This window comes from Dictyobacter sp. Z7_2, from assembly GCF_057551105.1.
The window spans coordinates 1,411,965-1,435,693 of the sequence record NZ_BAAJPE010000002.1; the positions used below are offsets into that span (position 1 = coordinate 1,411,965).

Here is a 23,729-nt window from a genome sequence, read left to right on the forward strand (position 1 = left end):
TCTTACAATATTAAATATGACTGCTAATGAAGTTTTTGATATTCTGGAAGGTGTCAGGAAGATTATGGATATACCCTGGCACACTATGAAAAAATCTCGCTACCGTACTGGCGCCCGGGATAAAAGAGAAAGCACTTTGTGTTCCAATCTGTACCTGTGCATCGCATTGGCTCCCTAAATATGTCTGAGCCAGGGACATTGGCTCAACAGGCGCGCTGGCAACAATCGATGGTCCCGCAATGGTTTGTGCCAGAGATGCTGGCAATTGTAAATTGACTTGCATACTGATGGCGGCTGGACTCATAACACCCTGTTCGACCATTCCTATGCTACTATGAAATTTGATGTTCGCTGATGCGATACTGATAGTCACGGGTTGTCCCATTTTCAAGTTGGCCTGCTGATCAGTTGGCAATAACAGCAAGACAACAACCTGCGCTTTTTTTCCGTTGCTGGCTTTCTCTTGCACAACAACACCTTTTCCTTGAATGACAATTGGCTCCTTGATGGACCAGAGAACTGCACCCGCACAAATAGCAAGAAAAATAAATGCCCACATGAAACCAAACATCCGAGGGGAGACCAATCGCAAGATGACATGCGTCTCTTGCTTGTGCATATATTTTTCCAGGGCACGTTTCCGAAAAATCGAACGATCCTGAGTTGCCATGAGCGCACCTCACTTCTTAAATAGGGATTCATTTTAGTCTGGAGCATTTGCACGACAATACATCATTCTGGATGCAAAAAAACAGCGACACCGCTGCCGTATTTGATCGATCGTTGAACAAGCTATTCACGATCGATCAAATAGACAGCAACGGTAACATAGCAAAAGGCGATTGTTAGCGGGCAGGCATATCAGCATAAATGCCGGGGCAGCATCTACTTTCGCACTAACAACAGCATGCCATCACAGAGACAATTCTACCAATGTGAGTTCGTGGGTACGACGCCTATCTTCGTTGTGGTCGTCGCAGTCGTCGTGGTCGTTGGCTTCTTATTGGTCCATGTATTGTGGTGATGGTGATGGTGATGGTGATGATGGTGATGATGACCACCAGCAACCTGGGAGAGCTCTTCCTCATTTAATTCTTGTAAAACGACTTCTTCTGCCTGTGCCTTTTTAAAAATAGAAAACATGTTTTCACCTTCCCTAAACTAAGGATCTTAATATCCAACATACATCGATAACCGTTGCTGTTATGCAGCGAACAAATTGGCATCTGTTCTTTGCATATATATCTACACGGCCTTTTTTAGGAATTTTTACAAGTTAGTATTTTTGGGACCTTTAGATAAGACATGCCAGGTTTATACTTTATTCCTTCGCATCATTCACACCATTACGAACCATCGAAACGCAGTTACAAAAGAGCTAAAGTGAAAGCACACAGAATTGACAGCTATTCTTACCACATGCTACATTAGCATAGAGGTTCCGTGCACAAAGGCAGGCAGAAGAAAAGGAACAAGCATCATGTCAACGAAAAGACTACTAGGCATTTTTGCGCACCCCGATGATGAGGGACTTATTGGCGGCGCATTGTTGAAATATCAGGCGCAAGGCATCGAAACTGGCCTTGTCTACGCAACACGTGGAGAGGTAGGAGAGAATACTGATTCTGTTCTGGCTGCACCGAACAACCTTGGAGAAATACGTGAAGCAGAGATGCGAGCCGCAGCTGAAGTACTCAAAGTGTCGCACCTCTGGTTCCTGGGATACCGTGACTCAGGGATGCCAGATACTCCGGCCAACAATCATGAACAGGCATTTGTCAAAGCCAATTCCGCCGAAGTGATTGGGAAATTAGTAGAAATCATTCGCGATTTCTGTCCACAAGTCATTATCACCTTCGACGAGTTTGGAGGATATGGCCATCCTGACCATATCGCCATCTACAAGTACACTGTTGGAGCCTTTCACGCGGCAGCCGACAGAGCTTTATATCCTGAAAAGGGGCCAGCGCACGCAGCAGCGAAGCTTTACTATATGTCCTACTCACGCCGCCAGGTACTTATGATGTCTGAATGGATTCAAGATCAAGCCTTCGACAATGTGTTTAAAAACCTGGATCTGGAACATACTGGCTTTGACGATAATCAAATCAGCGTCCTCTTAGATGTTGAGCCCTGGCAAGACGAGAAAAAGAGGTCCTGGGACAAGCATCGCAGCAACGTCGACTCCGTGCTGCCAATTATCCGCCTTCCGCGTGAGCTCCAGCGGAAATGGCGCAGCAGCGAGTATTTTCAACTGGCGACCTCACGCGTGGGCAATGATGTTCCAGGCGAAAACAACTTATTTGCTCACATCCCCTAATGTATTACCACAAAACATGTCAGGTGGCACGGGTCTAATGAATAGAAGAAAGATACTTTTATGGTAAATGCTTAATTTTCTCAATCATTTCTGTAGTGGAATGATGTGGCAAGTAAGCAATGAAACGTATCTCTCCCCCATATGCCTGGACAGACGATGCCTCCGGTAGACGCGCCAGATCTGGCTGATGGCCATCGGCACCGACATAGTCGGCCCCCTTCACATAGATAGCAGGTTGAAGAAGATCAATCAGCGCGTTAGCGGTACGTTCAGGAAAGATAGTCACATAATCAATGCACTGAAGCGCGGCCAGAATCTCGGCGCGTTCATTCTCGGGCACCAGGGGACGAGATGGTCCTTTAAGTTGCCGCGTACTCTCATCGCTATTCAGTCCCAACACCAGAAAGTCTCCCAGAGCTCTCGCCTCCTGAAGGTAGCGAACATGACCCAGATGTAAGAGATCGAAGCATCCATTAGTAAAGACACAGCGCTCGCCCGCGTGCTGGCGACGCTGGACATCAGTCGCCAGTTGGGCTCGCGTGACTATTTTTTGTTGTGCAAGTTGATAGAGGTTATTCATGTAGGATTCCCATTAATTCTTCAGGTGTATTACTGGCACATCCCATGCGACGTACCACCAGAGCAGCAGCAGCATTCGCAAGATAAGCAGCCTCAGGCATACTTGCGCCAGCCGTCAAAGCCAGAGTGAAGGTAGCAGCGACCGTATCACCGGCCCCATTGGTATCAACGATTTCGCTCGCGAACGGCCAGGGATGGAGGGGCATATGCAGTGGAGGCTTATCCACTTCAAATAGGCTCATGCCTTCGCTACCCCGGGTGATTAACACTCCTCGAGCATTGCTACCTTCCAACAAACGCCATCCAGCCTCATTTAAATCTGCCTGATTAGTAATTGTGCGCCCCAAAGTTAACTCAGCTTCAGGTTGATTCGGAGTAAGGGCCGTCACTCCCTGGAAACGGAAAAGCGAGCCATGAGCATCCACCACTACAACTTTGTTAAGAGCCCGAGCGGTTGGGATACAGGACTCGATAATCTCGGGACTAATCATGCCATTCTCATAATCGGAAAGCACAACTGCATCGATAAGTGGCAAATTCTGCTGAATATACTCAATAATCTGACTCTTGCCCGGCTCGCCAATATCTGAAGTATCGACACGATCCAACCGCACAATATGCTGCTGTACAAGCTGCGAATTGCCTGCTAGGATACGCGTCTTAGTCGATGTGGGTCGTGTCTTATCTGAAATCAAGCCATCCTGATTCATCTGCCAGGAATTAATCGCCTGGCGAAATTTATGACCTGGAAGATCATCGCCAACCACCCCGGCAAGAAATACTTGTGATCCCAGGGAACAGGCATTCACAGCAACATTGCTTGCTCCCCCGGGAACAGTTCTCTCTTCAGCCAGTTCAAGTATCAGAACTGGCGCTTCACGAGAAATACGCGTTGGATTCCCAATTAAATATTCATCGGCCACCATATCGCCGATCACCAGTACACGCTTCCCCGCAAAAGCCTGGATCAGCGTGCGCAGGCGAGAAGCGGCAGGAAAAGAGAGAGAAGTCTCAAGCGTCATACGAGTTACGCCCTTTCAATACAACCTGTAAAGCAAACTGTGGCAAAGCCAGCATCCGTCGCCAGCGCCACGGCTCTCGATAGAGACGATACAGCCATTCCAATCCCAACTTACGCATCCAGCGGGGAGCACGACGCTGCCGTCCGGTTAAAAAGTCGAAGGAGCCACCAACGCCCATCGCCATTGCCACAGGCAAGCGCTCAAGATTGCGCTGAATCCATAGATCCTGTGCCGGGGCTCCATAGGCGACACAGAGAACATCGGCTGCGGAGGCTCTGATGCGTTCGATAATCTCTTGCTCTTCTGACACGGCAGGCGATCCAGCATAGCTACCAACGATAGAGACTCCTGGCGCTAATTCTTGTAAGCGAACGCCAGCGCTTTCAGCCACTCCTGGAGCGGCTCCCAGCAGATACATGCGATAGCCATGACTGGCGCAGAGCTTCGCCAATTCGACAATCGTATCGACACCCGTCACGCGCTCGGGTGTCGGACGGCGCAGATAGCGGGCTGCCCACACGATGCCGATACCATCGGGCATCACAAGAGCAGCCTGGTTAATACATTGACGAAAAAGATGATTATGCTGAGCGGCCATCACAAATTCAGGATTGACCGTGATAATTTGTTGACATAGATGTGGTTCTGCACTGCTACGCGCCTGTGCGATGATCTGTTCAAATGTAGCCAGAGTCTGGCGCTGTGTGAGGCGATCCACTCGTACTCCCAGTACATAGACTGGCGGTGGTACATCAAAGGGTAACATATTACGTATTTGCACTCTACATTTACCAATGAATTACTTCTGTTTCGTACGCAGAGATCACAAGATCTGGACGCGTCTCTTCAATATAGCGTTGAATATGGGCAAGCACTTCACCTGCATGCTGACCGCTATTGCTTACATAGCTCAGCCCGATTTGTGCGACCTGCCACACATCATTCTGACCCACCTCGGCGATTGAAACCTCGAAGCGATTACGTACACGTTCAATCACCGATTTTATGATTTGCCGCTTATCCTTCAATGAATGAGAATCCGGCAAATGCAAAGTAATTTCAGCTACTGCTATCACCATGCGTGTAGTATAGCATATAGAGGGTCTGCACCACCCTTTCTTTTTGCCTATGCTTGACCTATGGATTATAGCTGTCTCACACAGACATTCTAAGGTTCCGCGTGCAGACCTCGACGCATCTTACCAACTCTGATACAATTCTCTTTAAAGTCATTGAGATAGATAGCGAGGTTATCAACATGTCAGCAACCCAGTCACAGAGTAGTCAGCCCAAATTGCCGATGCAAGGCATCCCACAACCAACGCGGGAAGAGGTGCTCCATCTACCGCGTGTACACATCTCGACTCATCCAGTCATGGCCCATAAGATGACCTTACTCCGCAACAAGAACACTCCAACCCCACAATTCTATCAACTGGTCCGTGAAATTGGTGCGTTGCTGGCATACGAAGCGACAGCGTCACTCGCTCTTGAGAATAGCGCGATTGAAACGCCACTGGAGCCAATGATTGGAAAACGCCTGGCCGGCGGGATAGGTGTGACACCCATTTTACGTGCTGGACTTGGCCTGGCTGATGGCCTGCGTCAGGTTATCCCTGATGTTCAAACCTGGCATTTAGGCTTACGCCGCGATGAAGAAACGTTAAAAGCCCAGGAATATTACAATCGTCTCCCCCATCGGATAGATCTACAGGTGGTGTACGCGGTGGACCCGATGCTGGCAACAGGAGGCTCAGCGATTGATGCGATTGATATACTCAAACTTCGTGGCATCCCACGTATCTCCTATATAGGCATCATCGCAGCCCCTTACGGACTCCTGAAACTTTCCCAGACTCACCCGGACATCGATATTTATGTGGCCGCACTCGATACCTCGCTCAACGATATGGGCTACATTGTGCCTGGGCTTGGAGACGCTGGCGATCGTCAATTTGGCACCTTTTAAAAGCACTCACCATCGCACCATTATTACAGAGATAAAGGATCAACTTCTGTGTCTACGCCATCAGATTCATTTTCGTCAGAGGAGCACCCAGAGGACATCAAGCCGCCAGAGGAAAATGCTGTCATCTCACCTGAGTCCTCAGAGTCCTCAGAGTCACCAGAGTCACCAGAGTCACCAGAGCAATCTGAGCCCTCTCAGCCTATCTTAGAAACTCCCCCTGGAATAACAGAGCCAACCACCGCCGAAACCTTACCACCAGAGGCTCAGGGAGAAACAAATGGAGGGCCATTAGGCTGTTGCCTGGGGATTATGGTGGGTCTGGTGTTAAGTTTAAGCATTGCTGTCTTCAGTCGCTTCTATGCAGACCCTCTAGCCAGCGTACTTCATAGCAATTTGAGCACGATTATACGGATTGCTATGGTTCTCGTGGCAATTGTCGCAGTGATTATCTGTGGCTACTTCGGCTGGAAAATTGGAAAAGTCCTCTATCGCGAATATGATGATCCACGGCTGAAACAGCAGAAACGTCAACGAAAACGCTCATCACCAACCCACTCCTAAACATAGCTCTTTTTAGCCAAATTTCTTTATTTCAAGCTAAAAAGAGCCATCTATTTACTTGTGGATATCTTGATTTGAAGCGTATCCGCACACGTTCACGTATCTATTATATCTTTATTTCTTTATGGGAGACCAAGAAGGAAATTTCTCTATGTCAACGCATACACATGGAAAAACAAGCTTACCCCGAACGATTCTGGTGGTTGAAGACGATATGGATATAGGTGAATTCATTGTACACGCCATTCAGCAAGAAACACCGTATCATGCAACTCTGGTTGATAACGCCTTCAAAGCCCTTGATAAGATCAGAGAGAGCAGGCCAAACATGTTTCTGCTCGATTATCAAATCCCTGGCATGAACGGGCTTGAACTCTATAATTTGCTTCATACGACACCGGAGCTTGACAAGACACCTGTACTCTTCATGAGTGCTAATTTCTCTGCCAGGGAACTTGATACACTGCGCCTACCATACATAGAAAAACCCTTTGAATTAGATGAACTCCTACGACTTATCTCAGAGATACTTGAAGCATAACACTATTAACCACCATATTTATCCCGCCTGGTAGAAAAAATCATCGAAATCCCCCTCCATCGATGGTCTTTTTCTACTGCAAATGCATACTAAAACATCCCCTTTTATCATAATCTCTCCATTTTCTCTCATCCTCTCCTTCTCAAAAAGTTCTTTTTATCTTCGCATTCAGGACGAAAGTACTTCATTTCTATGCTAAACATAGGCTCATTATCCTCGCCACTAGTATAAAAGAACTATAAATACTGCTGCATCTTTATCAGATTGATTTGAGGGAGTATGATACAAAATAATACGCAGAGAGAGCTAGAGCAAGGACGATTCAGCTTCGAGTATACAACCTCCAGATAGCGTTTCTGGAATAGCCAGATCATCTGCACACGATCAGGAAGAATAAAAACAGCAGTTATTTCGCAAGGATGGTATCCGCCCTTTATAGCATACAAGATGGCTTTTTTACATAGGTACGAACACATATTGCGAAAGAGGTTTTACATAAAAAAGATAGTTAACAGAACATAGGGTAGCAAAAGAATGATCTTATTTAGGACATGTATGTCGATCAAGGACGACTATATTATAGAAGATAAAGAAAGGGCGGCAATGAATAGTCCGGCTCTCTCACAGCACATCGATGAACATTCTTCATCATTTTTCGCATACATTCATGCCAATACAATTGATCTGATTGACTTGGATTCCACTGAGACTGCATTAAGAGCTTATGAGCAAGCGATAGCTCTTGCTCCACGTCAGGGAGTTTTATATTATCATAAAGGTCAGGTTCTTGAGCAAATGGGGCGCATCACAGAAGCCCAAACTACTTACGAGATCGCTCGTAGCCTGGGATATCAATGTTAAATACACATAATTGATATGAATAAATATTATTCTTCGCGCATTTGAATCAACGCAAGGCGCGAACGTAATGCGTTGGAAAGTTCAACCAGACGATTTGTGGACCTTTGCATCTCGCGCATATGGCGGGTGACATCGCCCGTCATACGCAGTATTTCTGTGATGGCCGAAACCACCAGCTGTGACACCTGCGACTGACTGCCTGCCGTCACGCAAATACCTTCAATTAGATGTGTCAACTGATCCGTCACCGCACTAATGGCGTCAACCGCCACGCCAGTCTGCATCACCAACTCGGTCTGCTTCACCACCTCCTGCGTACTCTGCTCGACGCTCTGCGACGCTTTCGTGGTCTCCTGTTGAATCGTATGAATATATTCACTGACACGACGTGCGGCATCCGTACTGCTTAAAGCCAGAGAACGGATCTCTTGAGCGATCGCACTCAGTCCCGGCTTATGTTCTCCGGCGCGTGTCGCCTCAATAGCAGCATTCAAGGCAAGCAGATGCATACGCATAGTGAGATCATTGATCACTGATACCGTCTCATTAATCTCTTGGCCACTTTCACTCAGATTTTTCATCGTGCGGGCAGACTGTAATGTCGCTTCACGCACGATTCCCATCCCCTCAACGGTCCGATCGATAGACGCCTGGGCCTCGTTACTCACGTCAACCCCATCAACAGCTGTTCTTGATAGCACAGCCGCTCGCTCGGAAATAACATTCATCATCTGAGCAAACTCATTAATAGTGCGAGAAATTTGGTCCACCTGTATCTCTTGTTGGCGCGTATCGTTGGCCAGCAACTCAGTACTCTGTTGCATGCTACGCATATGATCATCGACAGCCTGTGTCATCGTCTGCATATCATATAAAATAGCACCCATCTTATCAACAGTAGTATTGATCACATCTACGATTGGCTGCAAGCGAGGATGCTGGGAAGTAATACGCGGACGCAAATCCCCTCTTGCCAGCAAGGAGATGTCTGTACTTAGAGCAGCGATCCCTGCCTCCAACGCGACGCGTTCAGCATGTTGCTCCTGAAAAATACGCGCGTTATCGATAGCCATCGCTGCTTTATTGGCAAACAGTTCGCTTACCTCGACGACCTCTTCCGTTGGAACTAGACCATCCTCTGGATCATCGAGCGAGAGAAAACCCACTAATCCTGGCCTACGTGGATTATATAAAGGCACCAGTAACATATCTCGGGGATGCCATTTTCCTGGCTCATATACCCCATCTTGTATCTCTTTCACATTCACAACTGGCCAGATTGTTACTTTATCTTCATAACCATGAGGAATAAAATAGCTTTGACTGATACAGAATTCTGGCAACATCACATTCGTGAGCATCTCATAAGGCATCGGAGCCTCACGCAATATTTGTTCATCTTCCGCCGATAAACCAAATGAAGCGGCCGAAAGGAACCATTTGCCACTCTGATCCAACAGGATAATACTCAGGGCGCGAAAGCCTGTACAGGCAGATGTTGAAGTTGCAATTTGTTGCAAAACTTCATCCAGGCTTAAATCGGCGCGTAACAGGCCACATAGCCGGAGCAGCTCTTTAATCTGCTGAGAATACTTTTCTTTTCCTGATACGTGCGATAAATTCAATGCTGGCGCGTTCGCGCTATGACCGCTGTTACTTGGCATTGGCACCTCTGACGAAGCAGGGATTTTACGAATGCTATCCGTTTCACGCTCAACTGTAGCATGCTCTCTGGCAGTATTGGTCCGCGTCATACGAACACGTAGAGGGATAGATCGTGATTGCGTTTTCCGTTCTGACATAATTTTGCGCCTTTTTCTTATTGAAGACCAGAGTGATTCCTGTTTAGGAGAATAGCATACACGCTCACAGTCGACAAGTCGAATAGCACTTCTTAGGCATGAAAAAAGTAATTTATGCACTATTCATAGAAATACATGCTTCAAAACCACTTTATTCAGCGGAGTACGATAAAAAGTAACCTCTCAAAGCCCGCGGAATGCGTCCAACGATATGCACCCCATCCGCCTGATGTTCCTCTTGATCAAGGTTCCCACGCCGATGAAACAGTTCAACCAGATCACCTTTACGATAGGGAATGAGTACATCGACGCGCTCCATACTATCCGCCCACACCTCAGCGACCTTTACCATCAAGGCATCCATACCCTGATTTTTTAAAGCCGATACAGGCACGGCATTTGGATAGAGACTGCTATCGATATCTTCTGGCTCGGCGAGCAGATCCATTTTGTTAAGCGCCGTGATACGAGGTTTATCCAGAGCACGCAAGCTGCCTAAGATCTCATTGACTGTCTCGCTCTGCTCAATCGCGTTCTCGTGACTGACATCCACCACTTCAAGCAGCATGTCTGCTTCACTTACCTCTTCGAGCGTCGCATGAAAGGCCGCCACCAATTTAGTCGGGAGCTTCTGGATAAAACCAACCGTATCTGTCATCAAAATTTCTTGATGGTTGGGCAAGTCAATATGACGCGTTACCGGATCGAGTGTCGCAAACAACTTATCTTCTGCCAGCACACCAGCCTCGGTCAGCGTATTAAACAGCGTTGATTTGCCTGCATTAGTATAGCCAACGACAGCAACGACAGGCATAGCTTGAGCCGCTCTTTGTCGGCGATGGATCGCACGTTGCTTACGTACATCCTCAATATCCTCTTTTAATTCCGAGATACGGCCACGAATACGGCGTCGATCAATTTCCAGTTTCGTCTCGCCCGGACCACGAACGCCAATCGCTCCACCGACGCCTCCCGTTGCTCCGCGAGAGCCTCCGCCCTGACGTGTTAGATCTGCATCTTGCCCACTCAGGCGCGGCAGACGATACTCAAGCTGAGCCAATTCAACCTGAAGACTACCTTCATGGGTACGAGCATGTTGGGCAAATATATCGAGGATCAATGCGGTACGGTCTATTACACGGATCTCAAGGAGTTTTTCCAGATGGCGCAGTTGTGTTGGTGAAAGCTCATCATCAAAGATTGCCAGCTCGCAGTTATATTGTTTGACGGCATAGCTCAGCTCTTGAGCACGCCCTTTCCCCAGGTAGGTGGCTGGATCTGGATGAGAGAGGCGTTGCTGCATCGTACCGATTACTTCAGCGCCAGCTGTCTTAGCCAATGCCGCCAATTCGCTCAGAGAATCTTCAACACTCCAGACGCTATCCGCGCTGGTAGCATCAACAGCGACAAGGTAAGCTCGCTCTGGACCACGCCGAGCGCCGGTATCAATCAGATGTTCAAATTTTGTCGTATGCAACCTCCGGTCTTTAACAAGTACACATATCTCTTATGCTTTATTGTATAAATTAGCCCACGAGAAAGCAAGCTTCAGTCAAAAAACACATCAATTGGGTAGATCGGGCAACGATTTTAAGAACAGACCATTGACCTTCGCAAACAGACTATTGCTAACCGCCTGATTATAAAAATCGTGCCATCCTTGCAGTTGATCGGGCTGGATATTCGAACTGGCAAGCAGCGCCGATCCCTGTGTCTGTAGGCCACCCAGGAACGAGCCCAGAATCATCAACAGCAAGAGCCAGATGAGCCATGCTTCAACAAAACCGATGGCTCCTCCAAGCAGGGTATCACCCTGGCTGATAATAGGGATACTTTTCACAATTCCACGTAGCATATTGGCAATAATGTGCACCAGCAAGACCGTCCCAAAGAAGAGCACTGCATATGCAATCAGCGGAGTGGCGGGGATACCATTCGATGCTAAAAGGCTGGTAAATCGCGGACCATATGTATAGGCGACCCATAAGCCAAGGGGGAGTCCAAGAAAGGATATCAGGCTAAAAACTGCACCATTACGCAACCCATTAAACACCAGCAAAACAACCGTAATCAGAAAGAGAACATCAATCCAACTGAGACTCATCGGTTTTGTTCCTCCTCAAAATCAAAGAAACGTGCATTAAAGCAGCCAGACCGATCACCTTATATAGTTATACGCGAAAAACGCTATCAAGCAGTAGAGTATACATGAAAGTACAAGCAGAAAGAAACCGGCAAATGCACGTGCGACCTGCCGGATCTCTTTTCGATACCATCCATACTAGCATAAGCGAACGGCTATAATCTTATACGCCAGTGATACCAGTAAAGTTAAATCTAGCTGCATGCAAAGCTGGCGCGACCACGGTCAGATAGTCGCTGTATTGGACGCGTTTACGACCCAGGGCAGGAACATCGCGTAATACATCAAGGATACTTTGCGTAAAGCGCAAATTTTTGACTGGTCGCGTTAATTCGCCATGCTCAATCAAAAACGTCCCATCGCGCGTCATGCCAGTAAACAACGTCTTGACCGGATGCAGCACATTGGTATAATGAAAGCGTGTCACATAGATCCCATGATCAACTCCACCGATCAATTCCTCCAGCGTCGCATCTCCTGCCTCCAGGATCGTATGCATCGGCATCGGACCTTCACCATTGGGAGCCGGCAAAGCGTGTCCTGTATTAGGTTTCCCCTCACGAGCAGCCGTAAAAGAATCGTACACGACAGCATTGGCAATCCCATGATCGAACATATTCACGCGCTGCTTCGGAAACCCTTCAGCATCGAAGGCTTTCGGCAAGCCTATTGGATCATGGCCGTCGTCATACAGCGTGATCTTCGGATCGACCAGTTGCATCCCAAAATGACCATTCATAAAGCTACGCTCTTCCTGCACAGCCGTCGCCGAAAGACCCATAAAAATCAGCGTCTGGAGCATATCGGCAACCGCATAAGTATCCAGTACGACCGGATACTCGCCAAGCTCAATATCGATGGGATGACGACTTTTTAAAGCCTTATCTACCGCCTCATAGGCCATCGCCTCAAAATCCAGAGTCTCCACATCGGTTGCCATACTTTGTGTATACCCTGAACCACTGGCATCGGCCATCACGACAGCATGGCACTCAGCATCTGTACGCTGTTCATAGCCAAAAATCCCATATGAATTTGCCACCGCCTCATGATGGAGCGCGGTTGAGAAAGCTCCAGCGGACTCCAGACCTTGCTCTTTGGCAAGCTTAACAATGATACCCACACGACGCGCCCGCTCTTCAGGAGAAAACTGCGCCGTGCGTGCGTTATACCCGGGTGCGGCAATGATTGGTTGGGGAGATGGTAGGGCGTGAAATTCAGGATTCTCGGGCTGCAAACGAGCGATTTCCAGCGCATGAGCAACAACATTGCGCAATGCCTCGTCATCTAAACGATTCGTCACGGCAACACCACTACGTTTGCCCACCACGGCACGCACGCGTAGCTCATAATTGCTCTCAGCCACGTTCTGGTGGATATGATTGGTCGCAAAACGCGTCAGTGCGCCATCGGTGGCATTAAAAGCTACCTCTGTCTGCTCGGCCTGAGAATATTGCAACACTTTTTCCAGCAACGCACGAACGCTTGTCTCATCAGAATACATACTGTTTCTTCCTCTCACTAAGACCAGCGTCCAACGCCAACTTGCACATTGCGAAAACGAGTAGGAGCAGCCCCATGACCGGTACGCATTACCTGCATTGGCTCTCCTTTACCACAATTCGGCGTACCCCAGACGGTCCATTCGGAAGGACCTCCTACGGCGTCACATGAGCCCCAGAACTGCGGAGTAATTCCCGTATAAGTCGCATTTTTGTAAAGCTGTCCTAGCTTCCCATTTTTGATTTCGTAGGCCATCTCAACACCAAACTGAAAGTTGAGCCGACGATCATCGATGCTCCAGCTCTTATTGATGCTCATATAGATGCCATCATCGGTATCAGCGATCATATCCGCCAACGTCCAGGTACCCGGCTCAAGACTCACATTCGTCATGCGGATCATCGGCAGATAATTCCATCCATCGGCGCGAACGCTCCCATTACTGGACTGGCCAATCAATGGAGCTGTATCCCGTGACGTCAGATAGCCAGTAAAGATGCCATTCGTCACAATCGGGGTACGCTGCGCCGGGACACCTTCATCATCCCAACCAAATGTTCCCAATGCTCCTGGGATTGTTGCATCCGCCGAAATATTGATCACATCCGAGCCATAGCGGTAATTACTATTTAGCTTATCGGTAGTCAAAAAGCTTTTCCCCACAAAGCCAGCTTCATATCCCAGAACGCGATCCAGCTCGATCGGATGTCCACAGGACTCATGTATCTGGAGCGCCGTCTGAGGACCATCCAGGATCACAGTCATGATGCCGCTGGGACATTGTGGAGCTGTCAGCAAGCGCACGGCTTCCTCACCGATGCGCGCCCCATGACTCACCAGATCCATCGCCTCAATAAACTCATAGCCAACGCTTCCGGCCTGACAACCAAGCGAGTTGGGATAAGAACGTGTCTGGATCTCGCTTGAGTCTGGATCTACCGCACTGGCCGAGATAGCAGCTCCCGTATCAAAGAGCTCTTGCTCAATCTCGCTACCCTCAGAGCTGGCAAAGAATTTGCGCTCACGCGAATATTCCATCTGGCCATTGGTGAGCGTGACGCCTTTGACGCTATTCATAGCCGCATCGGCATCCAGCAGGAGCTGCACCTTCTGGTTCAGCGGGACACTGAATGGATCGATACGTAATGGCGTGCGATACGTTCCCTTTTGGGCTGACAACGCAGAAAGTTGCACCGGCTCACCAGCCACCAGGGCACTGGCATGAGCGATCTGAACCGCCTGTTGCGCAACGCGTTCTGCCTCGACAAAATCCAGACGAGCGCTACTGGCGAAACCCCAGGCTCCATTCACAATCACCCGGACATTAAAGCCACTACTCTCCGCACTTGAAACGCCTTCAACGCGTCCATTTTTTACCTCAATGCCTTCAGTTGTACGTTCCATAACGCGCACGTCGACGTAGCTGGCTCCCGCTTGCTGAGCGGCATTGATGGCTCTCAGTGCTAAATCACGCATGTATTACTCTTCCTATCCTTTCAAATACACAGAGGAACCCCAGGCAAAGAAATTCTCAGCATGAAGTCCCCATGTTATACACTTTGATTGGTAAAGTTGGCACCCATACCTCTTACGTGTTATTGTTACCTGCTTGTGAAACTCATTGTACATTTTTTTATTTCGCCCTGTCCATTTTCATGTGTGTCCTTGCTTCGCTCGACCTTTTTTGGCATCATATCTGGATATCCACTTCTTTTTGAGATATCATAGCAGAACATGTTGAATGTCCAACACACTATCTTGGAGGAGCAAGCACATGAGCATACCACGTCCCGAATACCCTCGACCACAATTTGAGCGTTCAGATTGGCTCTGCCTCAACGGCGCATGGCAATTCGAGATCGATAATGGCGATAGCGGCCTGGAGCGTGGACTCATCCATCGCGAGCTCAAAGAACATATCATCGTGCCATTCTGTCCCGAGTCTGAACTCTCTGGCATTGGAAATAAAGATTTCATGCAGGCAGTCTGGTATCGCCGCAGCGTCACGATTCCTGATGCATGGGCCGGACAGCGCATTCTATTACACTTCCAGGCCTGCGATTACGATACTACCGTCTGGGTTGATGAAATTGAAGTTGCTCGTCATCGCGGAGGCTTTACTCCTTTCACGTGTGATCTCGGTCCAGCAACCGGCACAAAAACCATCGTTGTACGCGCCCGTGACGACCATCGGCCAGCGCAACCACGAGGCAAACAATCGCAGCGTTACGCCGACTGGGGATGCTTTTACACACGCACAACAGGTATCTGGCAGACCGTCTGGTTGGAGCCTGTGCCACAATTTGCCTTACGCCGTCCGCGCATCACCCCTGATCTTGCCAACAACGCCCTGCGCATCGTTCAACCATTGACACGTAGCACCTCCGGCCTGCGCCTGCGAGCGGAACTCACTGATCAGGCAGGCATAGTAACGCACGCTGAATGCAGCGCCTCACAGGATCTATCACCGCAGCTTGATCTCTTCATTCCAGTAGACCGTCGTCGTCTCTGGTCGCCGCAAGATCCACATTTATACGATCTCACTATCACACTCATGGACGCAGACGGTCAGACCATTGATCAGGCGCACAGCTACGCCGGACTCCGCAGCGTGACCATCGACGGGCTGGCAATCAAGATCAATGGAGAAGCTATCTTCCAGCGTCTCGTGCTTGATCAGGGCTATTATCCAGATGGAGTGTTGACCGCACCCACCGATGAAGCACTGAAGCATGATATCGAATTGAGCCTGGCCGCCGGCTTCAACGGTGCTCGATTACACCAAAAAGTATTTGAAGAGCGCTTTTTGTATCACGCCGACAAAATGGGCTATCTGGTATGGGGGGAATTTCCCGACTGGGGATTTGAAGGCCGTGTTCCGGATCAGGAAGATCAGAGCTTTTCGCCAGCCTTTGTCGCCCAATGGTTAGAAGAACTTGAACGCGACTACTCTCATCCCGCGCTGATCGGCTGGTGCGGACTCAACGAGACACGCTACGAGCGCCAGGAAGGCATCACCAATCTGGATGATATTACACGTGCCATGTTTCTGGCGGCGAAAGCGATGGATACCTCGCGTCCCGTTCTGGATGCCTCTGGTTACGCACACCGCGTCCCTGAGACAGATGTCTACGACTCACACGACTATCTGACCGGAACCGATTTCTGGGCCGATCTGGAGCTCTACAAAGAGCGTCACGCCCATACAGCGGAAGGGAAACCTTTTGTCAATCAACATGAAGACCATGAGATGTCGCAGCCATACAACAATCAACCATATTTTGTCAGCGAATTTGGAGGCATCTGGTGGCGCGAAAACGAGCAAAAAGGCGATGCAAGATCAAGCTGGGGCTACGGCACAGCTCCAGCCACGATTGAGGAATTTTATAGGCGCTTCCAGGCGCTCTGCGATGTCCTGCTCGACAATCAAGCCATGTTCGGCTACTGTTATACGCAACTCACCGACGTCTCAGTTGAGCAAAACGGCATCTACACCTTTGATCGCCAAACCAAATTTGATCTTGCTCGCTTACGCCAGATCCAACAACGTCAAGCCGCTATTGAATAATCAACCGACATCATCGTGCATCGACGCGTCTAGAGCAGGAGAAGAAGTATCAATCTCCTGCTTCTGAACCATATTCACATTACCCATCTGAGAACCGACATTTCTGGTATACCAGACTCCCCAACCGCAAAAGGCCAGCAGGCTGACAGAAACCAGAATAATCAACGGAGTGAATCCGATGAAGGTTGTAAATGCTCCCGCAAAGAGCAGGACTGGGATGGTTCCAGCACTATAAATCATTGTCTGCAACGATATCACGCGTGCTCGTCCGCTTTCAGGCGAGCGCTCCTGCATGATGGTCTGAGTTGGAATGTTCACACAGGCCATGGCCACGCCTAAAGCCAGGAGGATCAAGACCACGCCGACAACAATCAGTGAGCCTCCAATCGAATTGTTAGGACTAATCAAAGTTCCCAACCACTTCAGCAGGGGCAGCAGAATAAAACCAATTGCCAGCGAGACAAAACCAATCACCGTCAAGCGAATACGTCCAACGCGCTCCACAATCCGCGTCATCAACACAGAGGCACCAACCAGTCCAATAGCGGCTGGAACCAGGACCAGAGACATATTTTCTGGTGGCTGATTTAAAATCTGCTGTACAAACGTACCGGCCAGCTGGCCAATCATTTGCATTAAAACGCCGACCAGGGAAAGTTGGATGACTGAGAAGTAAAGCAGACGATCAGAACGGACAATCCTCCATCCACTTACCATATCGCGCCAGAGGATCACTAACGCCTGGCTCGCCGTCGCATAGACACCATCTTTTGTATGCTTATGCCTTTGCGTGCGCGAGTACGATTGATTAAAAGCCGCCTTGGGAATACGAATGATCAGAATGACACAGACTGCATAGAAAACTGCCGCTATCACGAAGAGCATATCATTTGGCTGAACGTTTACCAGATGGCTTCCTAACAGGAACGAGAATGGTGGGAAGAGTTTCGTAACCACGCTACCCAGGATCAGAAAACCGATCGCTTGAGAGAGCGTCATTGAAATATTGAACAGGGACAAAGCGGGCATCAAATCGCGCTCGCCGACAAGCAAAGGAATAGAGGATCCCTCGGCAGGAATAAAGAATTGCCCAATCAGAGAAGTCAAAAACATCAGACCAAATAATGGCCACACATTGGTACGGTCAATCAGAATGAACACAAACATGAGCAGCATCGTCACGATGCGTAACAGATTACTCACCCATAAGACTAATCGTTTATCCAGACGATCCACAATTGCACCAGCAATAGCGCTAAATGGGATCGCAGGCAAAGTAAAAGCAATAATCGCGAGACCTGCCATAAAAACTGGGTTTGGCAGCTTATTCACCAGCACAATTAAACCAAAGTTAGCCGCATTCAAGATAGTCAACGAAATAAGCTGAGCCATCCATAATAATAAGAAATTACGGTTTTTCAACACCTGGCGAAAACTCGCCGCAGCAGGTGATTGATCGGTGTTAGCAGATCTCTCTTCTTGTTCAGTCTGAATCGACATAAAGTATCTGACCCTCTTCCATGATAATTTCACACCCCTTGCCCTATTACATTAACCCTTACATCGGTATACGTACGACCACCTGCAAAAGTCAAATATAATGTGCTACAACTCAAAACAAAGTACGATTCTGCCTCCTAAAAGACTATCCTTTTACTCTCTACAACGAGACATTGTATCCTTAAAGGATACCAGCCCCCAAATCTACGTCAATAGTCAGAGTTATGCAGGAGACAAAAGCAGCTACCCCTCATCTGATTGCATAGCGCATGTGATAACCAATGCATACTCATTCATGCTCATTCATGCTATAATGTCGCCATGACTACGACACCGATATCAGCAACAAACAAGAAGACGGACCTGCTCTCACTCACGCTGCCACAATTACAAGCCTGGCTCAAAGAGCGTGGCGAAGCAGCATTCCGCGCCAAACAAATTTATCATTGGCTTTATCGTCAGCTTGCAAACGACTTTGAAGCCATGTCTAATCTGCCCCAGACGCTCCGTCAGCGCCTGGCCGAAGAGGCATATATTGGACCGACTATTATTCGAAGCGAATTGCATTCGAAAGACGATCGCACGCGCAAAATTCTGCTAGAACTGTCCGACGGCAAACTGGTTGAATCGGTGTTGATGCTCTATCCGCCTCTGGGTGACAGCAGTGCCCGCGCCACTGTCTGCGTCTCCAGCCAGGCAGGTTGTGCTTATGGCTGCACCTTCTGCGCTACCGGACAGATGGGATTTGATCGCCATCTCAGCTCCGGCGAGATTGTTGCCCAGGTCCTTTTCTTCGCCCGCGAGCTACGCGCCGCCCCCTGGACTGCGCCTGGCTTACCCGGCACACATCCGATTGACCATATTACCAACATCGTCTTGATGGGTATGGGCGAACCGCTGCATAACTATACGAACGTCTTACAGGCACTACGTATCCTGAACAGCAGCGACGGCTTCAATCTGGGGGCACGACATATGACCGTCTCAACGGTCGGACTTGTACCAGCAATTCGCAAACTCAGTCAAGAAAACTTACAGGTCAATCTGGCCATCTCGCTGCACGCTCCCACAGATGAGTTACGCAGCAAAACCATGCCGATCAATCGTAAGTATCCCCTGGATGAGTTGCTTTCCGCCTGCAAAGACTACATCGCCACCACGAAACGTCAGGTGACGTTTGAGTACGTCCTATTATCGGGCGTCAACGATACCCCCACCCACGCCAAACAACTGGCCGACCTGCTCGCACCCTTGAAACAATTCGCGCATGTGAACTGTATCCCCGTCAACGTCACCACCGCCAGTTACCAGACTCCCGGCCCGGAGGCGATTCGGACATTCAGAAATCTACTGTATGAGCGCGGTATCAGTAATAGCGTACGCGCCGAACGCGGGGACGATATCGCAGCCGCCTGCGGACAGCTTCGCACCAGATTTGAACAAAGAAATCAAACGGTTGCGCTTCCCATGGCAGCGCAATAATCCATACCATCATCGTAGCAAGAGAGAGTGGCAGGCCCGATCGTTCGTCAGGACAAACGATCGGGCCTGCCACTCTCTTCTATAACTACAACGGAACCTCCTGACATAGCTATCTTGAATAGCAGCGGCAATGCCGACAACTAGATGCTACGATAGGAGGTATCCTTTGTTGCTGTATTCATGCATGTGCAAATTTAGCGCTCTTTTGGCAGTTTGCTCATTGTACGCAAGCAGCGGGTGCAGATATTAACCAGGTGTGGCGCACCATTGATCTCGATCCGGCGGCGATGTACGTTGAGTACAAAACGACGGCGAGTTCGATGCTGCGAAAAGGGAACGTGGTTACCATACATCGGCTTGCGCTCACAGATATCACAACGTCCTGCTGACATTTCTCTTCTTCCTCTCGAAAAAATTGGCAACGGACACAAAAGAAATCCTTCCTCAAGCGGAAGGCGCTCTTCTTGCCCCGTATTTCCTTTACTTGATTATCCCTAAGCTCTCTGGTATACTGCATCAAGAAAACTCGCATGCGTACCACCAGGATAATCTAAACACGTTATGCGAGTATAACCGATATTGGCTATTTTGGCAAGAGAGAAGACACGATGCGTATGCCAAAAACATCTATTACTCAGCCATTGCAAGGATCGCACCCTCTTGGAAAAATCGAAGTACTACCCAACGCCATTCATTCCATCGCAGTGGAAGCCACTCTTACCTGTTATGGCGTGCTAGGTATTGCCTCGCCCCACCTGCGTAATGGACAGGCGGTCATTCTGTCACCAGAACAAAGCAACCAGGGAGTGCGTACACTGATCCTCGATAAACAACTGATTATTGACGTGTATGTCGCCTTAGAATACGGGCTCCGTATCTCTGAGATCGCGCATAATATTATGAGTGCTGTCAAATTCTCTACGGAGAAAATGCTCGGCATCCCTGTTACTCAAGTGAATGTAAACGTTCAGGGCCTTATTCACGGACCAGGTTTCTCTGAAAATAAATAAAGGACAAAAGGTAGCACAGCCGCTATGGAGGACACAACCCCCCGTTCCCAGCAACGTCCCAGACCCAGACGTATTAACCGACGTATCAGTGTCTATGATGGTCAGGATTTAAAAAAAGCTTTTCTCGCAGGTGCTGCCTGGTTAGAGGCGAATCGTGAGACCATCAATGCGTTGAATGTCTTTCCTGTTCCCGATGGGGATACAGGATCAAATATGTCAGCAACGATGAAATCCGCCGTGCGCAATATCGCTACCAGCGATGAGACATCCGCGGGCACTATCGCCAAAAAAGTCGCCCATGACGCGTTGTTGGGAGCGCGGGGGAACTCTGGCGTTATCTTATCTCAGACGTTACGTGGCATTGCCATTGGACTCGATAATAAGGCCACGTTCAATGCTCAAGATCTCGCACAAGCCTTTCAGGAAGCATCGCAACTGGCATATCGCGCTGTCATCAAGCCCGTCGAAGGAACCATCCTGACCGTGGTGCGCGAGTCCGCCACCGCTGCGTTGCAGAGCGCGGAGCGTCAGAGCGATCTCGTCACCGAGATGCAGGATATTGTGAGTGCGGCTCGCCAATCCGTAGCCCATACACCCGAGTTACTCCCTACCTTGAAACAAGCCGGTGTCGTTGACGCCGGTGGTCAGGGCTTCTTCACGATTCTTGAAGGTATCTTGCGCTATATGCGTGGGGAGTCTACCGAAAGCCTGCCCGCCAGCGATAACCCTTCCGCCAATGGATCAAATGCTTCAGCGGAGGCGCATATCAAAAAAGGGCGTGTCACGATCGAGGAAGAATTTGGTTATGAAGTCGTCTTTTTACTCCACGGTACCAAACTAGATGTCGAGAGTATTCGCCAGACCATCATCGATATGGGAGGTGTCTCGACCGTTGTAGCTGGCGATGAGAAGATGCTCAAAGTTCATACTCATACAGCCACCCCTGGCAAAATCCTGGATTATGGTGTCAGCCTGGGTAGCTTGCTTGATATCAATATCGAAAACCTGCAAGAACAAAGCCTGACCTATGCCGCAGAGAGCGAAGCCGAGCACGCCAATGACGAGTACGTCGAGATAGATACCTCCAGGTTCGCAACCGTCGCAGTCGTATCAGGGGCCGGTTTTGAAAAAGTCTTTCGTGGTTTAGGAGCCAGTTCGATCGTCTCCGGCGGCCAGACCATGAATCCCAGCATTGAAGAACTGCTCGCGGCCGTTGAAAAAATCCCTTCTCAGCAAATCATCATCCTGCCAAATAACAGCAACGTTATTTTAAGTGCGCAGCAAGTCGTCGGCCTCACCAACAAAGAAGTCTACGTGGTTCCCTGCAAAACCTTGCCCCAGGGTATCGCAGCATTGATAAGTGTTAATCACGAGGCAGATTTCGCCACCAACTGTCAGGCAATGACCGAGGCTGCAAGCATCATTCAAACAGCAGAGATCACCACAGCTGTCCGCTCCGTCCAACTTGGAGCGCTTCAGGTGCGCGAAGGTGACTATATTGGTGTGATTAATGGCAATCTCTCCATCACGAATTCACGTATCGAAGACACGATACTCGATACGTTAAAACGTATGGATATTAATTCATATGAAATTGCCACCATCTACTATGGTGCCGGCGTGAGTGAAGAGGAAGCTCAAGAAACTGCCAGGCGTATCAAGTCCACCTATTCGCAACTTGAAATCGAAGTTGTCGATGGAGGTCAACCTTATTATGCCTATATTATTTCTGCCGAATAGGGATATAAACCTGACCGTTCTGTTATTTTTCTTCCCAGGAGAGCTGCCATGAGCATTCGCATTGTTACAGATAGCACAGCAGATATCGCCCCCGATGTCGCTGAGTCTTTAGGAATTACCATCGTTCCTCTCTCTGTCTTTTTTGAAGACGAGGTTTATCGGGATAATATCGATCTGGATAACGCCACATTCTACCAAAAACTCCAGGCCAGCAAAACCCTTCCCCGCACATCTCAGCCTGCGCCAGCCTTATTCCAGGAAACCTACATCCGCCTCATCGAAGAAGGGGCAGACGCGATTTTATCGGTCCATATCTCCACAAAACTCAGCGGTACGTATCAATCAGCCTGCACCGCCTGGGATAGCCTCCCCGATGACCAGAGAACCATTCCTTTTGTCGCCATTGACTCGAAAAGTGTCAGCGCGGGCATGTTTGTCACATTAAAAAAACTGTCCGAAAAGGTAGCTCAAGGGAGCAGCCTGGAAGAGCTTAAAGAATATGCCGAGGATCGCTTCTCTCGCACGCGTATCCTGGCACTACTGGATACATTGGAATACGTCAGACGCGGCGGCCGCATCGGTAGTGCCAGAGCACTGCTTGGAAACATGTTAAGCGTGAAACCAATCATCGCCTTGAATAAGGAAGGCGAAGTAATTCCAATGGAGCAGCCCCGCACGCGCAGTAAAGCCTTCGCCCGCGCCGCCCAATTGACGGCAGATTACGGGCCACTTGAAGAGCTCGCGCTTGCGGAATCAGATGCTGAAATAGGTACACAATTGGCGGAAGTCCTCAAAACCATTTATCCAGGAGAGATAGCACACTACAAGCTCGGCGCAGCGCTCGGAACGCACACTGGTCCCGGAACCGTCGGCATCATAGCAGTCCTGGCCAAAAGTGAGTAATCCTGACACTCTTTCTTTCCGCCACAGTTATAAAATTTTTGCTCAAGAATAGCCAAAGGTCGTTGGAATAACCTCATAACCATTGACTATACACAGGTCCTCACGTACAATAGTAGTACCAACATGTGTCTTTTTGTATACACAGTTGAAGCATCCAGCGTGTTGTATGCGCAGGCATATTTCAGTCTGGCTGGAAAAGTGCCCGTGGTTGGACAGCGCATAAGC

At 49.0% G+C, this 23,729-nt stretch carries 23 protein-coding genes; 10 read left to right on the plus strand and 13 right to left on the minus strand.

From position 1 onward, the window contains the following. Positions 1-10 precede the first annotated feature (10 nt). Complete coding sequence (locus AC27N8_RS19255) at positions 11-670, minus strand: hypothetical protein (RefSeq protein WP_487069016.1); 660 nt, start codon at positions 668-670, stop codon at positions 11-13. 257 nt (positions 671-927) lie between these two features. Beyond that, a complete protein-coding gene (locus tag AC27N8_RS19260) occupies positions 928-1,143 on the minus strand; it encodes a bacteriocin (RefSeq protein WP_487069017.1) in 216 nt (71 codons plus the stop codon). Positions 1,144-1,480: 337 nt separating this feature from the next. Between AC27N8_RS19260 and AC27N8_RS19265 the strand changes: the two genes are divergently transcribed. Continuing rightward, positions 1,481-2,320 carry a PIG-L deacetylase family protein gene (locus tag AC27N8_RS19265; RefSeq protein ID WP_487069018.1) on the plus strand — a complete coding sequence of 280 codons (840 nt, stop codon included), beginning with the start codon at positions 1,481-1,483 and terminating at the stop codon, positions 2,318-2,320. 58 nt (positions 2,321-2,378) lie between these two features. Here the strand turns inward: AC27N8_RS19265 and AC27N8_RS19270 are convergent, their stop codons facing one another. Genes AC27N8_RS19270 through AC27N8_RS19285 form a run of 4 tightly spaced genes read right to left on the minus strand, consistent with a single transcriptional unit; the run spans position 2,379 to position 5,000 of the window. Then, positions 2,379-2,900, minus strand: a complete 522-nt coding sequence (locus AC27N8_RS19270; RefSeq protein ID WP_487069019.1) for an adenylyltransferase/cytidyltransferase family protein — start codon at positions 2,898-2,900, stop codon at positions 2,379-2,381. Continuing rightward, on the minus strand, positions 2,893-3,921 hold the full coding sequence (locus tag AC27N8_RS19275; protein WP_487069020.1) for a bifunctional heptose 7-phosphate kinase/heptose 1-phosphate adenyltransferase: 1,029 nt from the start codon (positions 3,919-3,921) through the stop codon (positions 2,893-2,895). The genes AC27N8_RS19270 and AC27N8_RS19275 overlap by 8 nt, the downstream gene beginning before the upstream one ends. Further along, positions 3,911-4,687, minus strand: a complete 777-nt coding sequence (locus AC27N8_RS19280; protein WP_487069021.1) for a WecB/TagA/CpsF family glycosyltransferase — start codon at positions 4,685-4,687, stop codon at positions 3,911-3,913. Before AC27N8_RS19280 ends, AC27N8_RS19275 begins: the two co-directional genes overlap by 11 nt. 22 nt (positions 4,688-4,709) lie before the next feature. Continuing rightward, positions 4,710-5,000 carry a DUF503 domain-containing protein gene (locus AC27N8_RS19285; RefSeq protein ID WP_487069022.1) on the minus strand — a complete coding sequence of 97 codons (291 nt, stop codon included), beginning with the start codon at positions 4,998-5,000 and terminating at the stop codon, positions 4,710-4,712. A gap of 221 nt (positions 5,001-5,221) precedes the next feature. Here AC27N8_RS19285 and upp point away from each other — a divergent pair, with 221 nt between their 5' ends. The 4 genes from upp to AC27N8_RS19305 all read left to right on the plus strand — a co-directional run bounded on the left by upp (position 5,222) and on the right by AC27N8_RS19305 (position 7,853). Continuing rightward, a complete protein-coding gene (gene upp, locus AC27N8_RS19290) occupies positions 5,222-5,890 on the plus strand; it encodes a uracil phosphoribosyltransferase (RefSeq protein ID WP_487074711.1) in 669 nt (222 codons plus the stop codon). A 48-nt stretch (positions 5,891-5,938) separates the two neighbouring features. Continuing rightward, positions 5,939-6,451, plus strand: coding sequence for a hypothetical protein (locus tag AC27N8_RS19295; protein ID WP_487069023.1), 513 nt, complete (start codon positions 5,939-5,941; stop codon positions 6,449-6,451). A gap of 151 nt (positions 6,452-6,602) precedes the next feature. Then, positions 6,603-6,992, plus strand: coding sequence for a response regulator (locus AC27N8_RS19300; protein ID WP_487069024.1), 390 nt, complete (start codon positions 6,603-6,605; stop codon positions 6,990-6,992). Positions 6,993-7,547: 555 nt separating this feature from the next. Beyond that, positions 7,548-7,853, plus strand: coding sequence for a hypothetical protein (locus AC27N8_RS19305; protein ID WP_487069025.1), 306 nt, complete (start codon positions 7,548-7,550; stop codon positions 7,851-7,853). A 26-nt stretch (positions 7,854-7,879) separates the two neighbouring features. On the opposite strand, the gene AC27N8_RS19310 is transcribed toward AC27N8_RS19305, so the two are convergent. From AC27N8_RS19310 to AC27N8_RS19330, 5 genes are all read right to left on the minus strand, one after another. Continuing rightward, on the minus strand, positions 7,880-9,655 hold the full coding sequence (locus AC27N8_RS19310) for a methyl-accepting chemotaxis protein (RefSeq protein ID WP_487069026.1): 1,776 nt from the start codon (positions 9,653-9,655) through the stop codon (positions 7,880-7,882). A gap of 151 nt (positions 9,656-9,806) precedes the next feature. Next, positions 9,807-11,132, minus strand: coding sequence for a GTPase HflX (gene hflX / locus AC27N8_RS19315; protein WP_487069027.1), 1,326 nt, complete (start codon positions 11,130-11,132; stop codon positions 9,807-9,809). A gap of 87 nt (positions 11,133-11,219) precedes the next feature. Then, positions 11,220-11,759, minus strand: coding sequence for a CvpA family protein (locus AC27N8_RS19320; protein WP_487069028.1), 540 nt, complete (start codon positions 11,757-11,759; stop codon positions 11,220-11,222). A gap of 202 nt (positions 11,760-11,961) precedes the next feature. Continuing rightward, the gene (locus tag AC27N8_RS19325; RefSeq protein ID WP_487069029.1) at positions 11,962-13,302 is read right to left on the minus strand and encodes a TldD/PmbA family protein; all 1,341 of its coding nucleotides are present in this window, start codon (positions 13,300-13,302) and stop codon (positions 11,962-11,964) included. 17 nt (positions 13,303-13,319) lie between these two features. After that, entirely contained in the window at positions 13,320-14,777 is a 1,458-nt protein-coding gene (locus AC27N8_RS19330) for a TldD/PmbA family protein (protein WP_487069030.1), read from the minus strand. A gap of 298 nt (positions 14,778-15,075) precedes the next feature. On the opposite strand from AC27N8_RS19330, the gene AC27N8_RS19335 reads away from it, so the two are divergent. Then, positions 15,076-16,869, plus strand: coding sequence for a glycoside hydrolase family 2 protein (locus tag AC27N8_RS19335; protein WP_487069032.1), 1,794 nt, complete (start codon positions 15,076-15,078; stop codon positions 16,867-16,869). Here AC27N8_RS19335 and AC27N8_RS19340 read toward each other — a convergent pair whose 3' ends face one another. After that, positions 16,870-18,369, minus strand: a complete 1,500-nt coding sequence (locus AC27N8_RS19340; RefSeq protein WP_487069033.1) for an MFS transporter — start codon at positions 18,367-18,369, stop codon at positions 16,870-16,872. Between the two features lie 321 nt (positions 18,370-18,690). On the opposite strand from AC27N8_RS19340, the gene rlmN reads away from it, so the two are divergent. Continuing rightward, positions 18,691-19,851 carry a dual-specificity RNA methyltransferase RlmN gene (rlmN, locus tag AC27N8_RS19345; protein WP_487069034.1) on the plus strand — a complete coding sequence of 387 codons (1,161 nt, stop codon included), beginning with the start codon at positions 18,691-18,693 and terminating at the stop codon, positions 19,849-19,851. A gap of 194 nt (positions 19,852-20,045) precedes the next feature. Here rlmN and rpmB read toward each other — a convergent pair whose 3' ends face one another. After that, positions 20,046-20,243: a 50S ribosomal protein L28 gene (gene rpmB, locus AC27N8_RS19350; protein WP_487069035.1), complete on the minus strand. Its 198-nt coding sequence runs from the start codon at positions 20,241-20,243 to the stop codon at positions 20,046-20,048. 222 nt (positions 20,244-20,465) lie between these two features. On the opposite strand from rpmB, the gene AC27N8_RS19355 reads away from it, so the two are divergent. Genes AC27N8_RS19355 through AC27N8_RS19365 form a run of 3 tightly spaced genes read left to right on the plus strand, consistent with a single transcriptional unit; the run spans position 20,466 to position 23,504 of the window. Then, the gene (locus tag AC27N8_RS19355) at positions 20,466-20,861 is read left to right on the plus strand and encodes an Asp23/Gls24 family envelope stress response protein (RefSeq protein WP_487069036.1); all 396 of its coding nucleotides are present in this window, start codon (positions 20,466-20,468) and stop codon (positions 20,859-20,861) included. 24 nt (positions 20,862-20,885) lie between these two features. Continuing rightward, the gene (locus AC27N8_RS19360; RefSeq protein ID WP_487069037.1) at positions 20,886-22,601 is read left to right on the plus strand and encodes a DAK2 domain-containing protein; all 1,716 of its coding nucleotides are present in this window, start codon (positions 20,886-20,888) and stop codon (positions 22,599-22,601) included. A 48-nt stretch (positions 22,602-22,649) separates the two neighbouring features. Then, positions 22,650-23,504 carry a DegV family protein gene (locus AC27N8_RS19365; protein ID WP_487069038.1) on the plus strand — a complete coding sequence of 285 codons (855 nt, stop codon included), beginning with the start codon at positions 22,650-22,652 and terminating at the stop codon, positions 23,502-23,504. The last annotated feature ends 225 nt before the right edge of the window (positions 23,505-23,729 follow it).

Coding starts and splice junctions, on each gene's coding strand:
- AC27N8_RS19305 (WP_487069025.1), top strand. CDS start 7,548: ATGTCGATCAAGGACGACTATATTATAGAAGATAAAGAAAGGGCGGCA.
- AC27N8_RS19365 (WP_487069038.1), top strand. CDS start 22,650: ATGAGCATTCGCATTGTTACAGATAGCACAGCAGATATCGCCCCCGAT.
- AC27N8_RS19360 (WP_487069037.1), top strand. CDS start 20,886: ATGGAGGACACAACCCCCCGTTCCCAGCAACGTCCCAGACCCAGACGT.
- AC27N8_RS19330 (WP_487069030.1), bottom strand. CDS start 14,777: ATGCGTGATTTAGCACTGAGAGCCATCAATGCCGCTCAGCAAGCGGGA.
- rpmB (WP_487069035.1), bottom strand. CDS start 20,243: ATGTCAGCAGGACGTTGTGATATCTGTGAGCGCAAGCCGATGTATGGT.
- AC27N8_RS19260 (WP_487069017.1), bottom strand. CDS start 1,143: ATGTTTTCTATTTTTAAAAAGGCACAGGCAGAAGAAGTCGTTTTACAA.
- upp (WP_487074711.1), top strand. CDS start 5,222: ATGCAAGGCATCCCACAACCAACGCGGGAAGAGGTGCTCCATCTACCG.
- rlmN (WP_487069034.1), top strand. CDS start 18,691: ATGACTACGACACCGATATCAGCAACAAACAAGAAGACGGACCTGCTC.
- AC27N8_RS19280 (WP_487069021.1), bottom strand. CDS start 4,687: ATGTTACCCTTTGATGTACCACCGCCAGTCTATGTACTGGGAGTACGA.
- AC27N8_RS19275 (WP_487069020.1), bottom strand. CDS start 3,921: ATGACGCTTGAGACTTCTCTCTCTTTTCCTGCCGCTTCTCGCCTGCGC.
- AC27N8_RS19285 (WP_487069022.1), bottom strand. CDS start 5,000: ATGGTGATAGCAGTAGCTGAAATTACTTTGCATTTGCCGGATTCTCAT.
- AC27N8_RS19340 (WP_487069033.1), bottom strand. CDS start 18,369: ATGTCGATTCAGACTGAACAAGAAGAGAGATCTGCTAACACCGATCAA.
- AC27N8_RS19335 (WP_487069032.1), top strand. CDS start 15,076: ATGAGCATACCACGTCCCGAATACCCTCGACCACAATTTGAGCGTTCA.
- AC27N8_RS19300 (WP_487069024.1), top strand. CDS start 6,603: ATGTCAACGCATACACATGGAAAAACAAGCTTACCCCGAACGATTCTG.
- AC27N8_RS19265 (WP_487069018.1), top strand. CDS start 1,481: ATGTCAACGAAAAGACTACTAGGCATTTTTGCGCACCCCGATGATGAG.
- AC27N8_RS19270 (WP_487069019.1), bottom strand. CDS start 2,900: ATGAATAACCTCTATCAACTTGCACAACAAAAAATAGTCACGCGAGCC.
- AC27N8_RS19310 (WP_487069026.1), bottom strand. CDS start 9,655: ATGTCAGAACGGAAAACGCAATCACGATCTATCCCTCTACGTGTTCGT.
- AC27N8_RS19325 (WP_487069029.1), bottom strand. CDS start 13,302: ATGTATTCTGATGAGACAAGCGTTCGTGCGTTGCTGGAAAAAGTGTTG.
- AC27N8_RS19355 (WP_487069036.1), top strand. CDS start 20,466: ATGCCAAAAACATCTATTACTCAGCCATTGCAAGGATCGCACCCTCTT.
- AC27N8_RS19320 (WP_487069028.1), bottom strand. CDS start 11,759: ATGAGTCTCAGTTGGATTGATGTTCTCTTTCTGATTACGGTTGTTTTG.
- AC27N8_RS19255 (WP_487069016.1), bottom strand. CDS start 670: ATGGCAACTCAGGATCGTTCGATTTTTCGGAAACGTGCCCTGGAAAAA.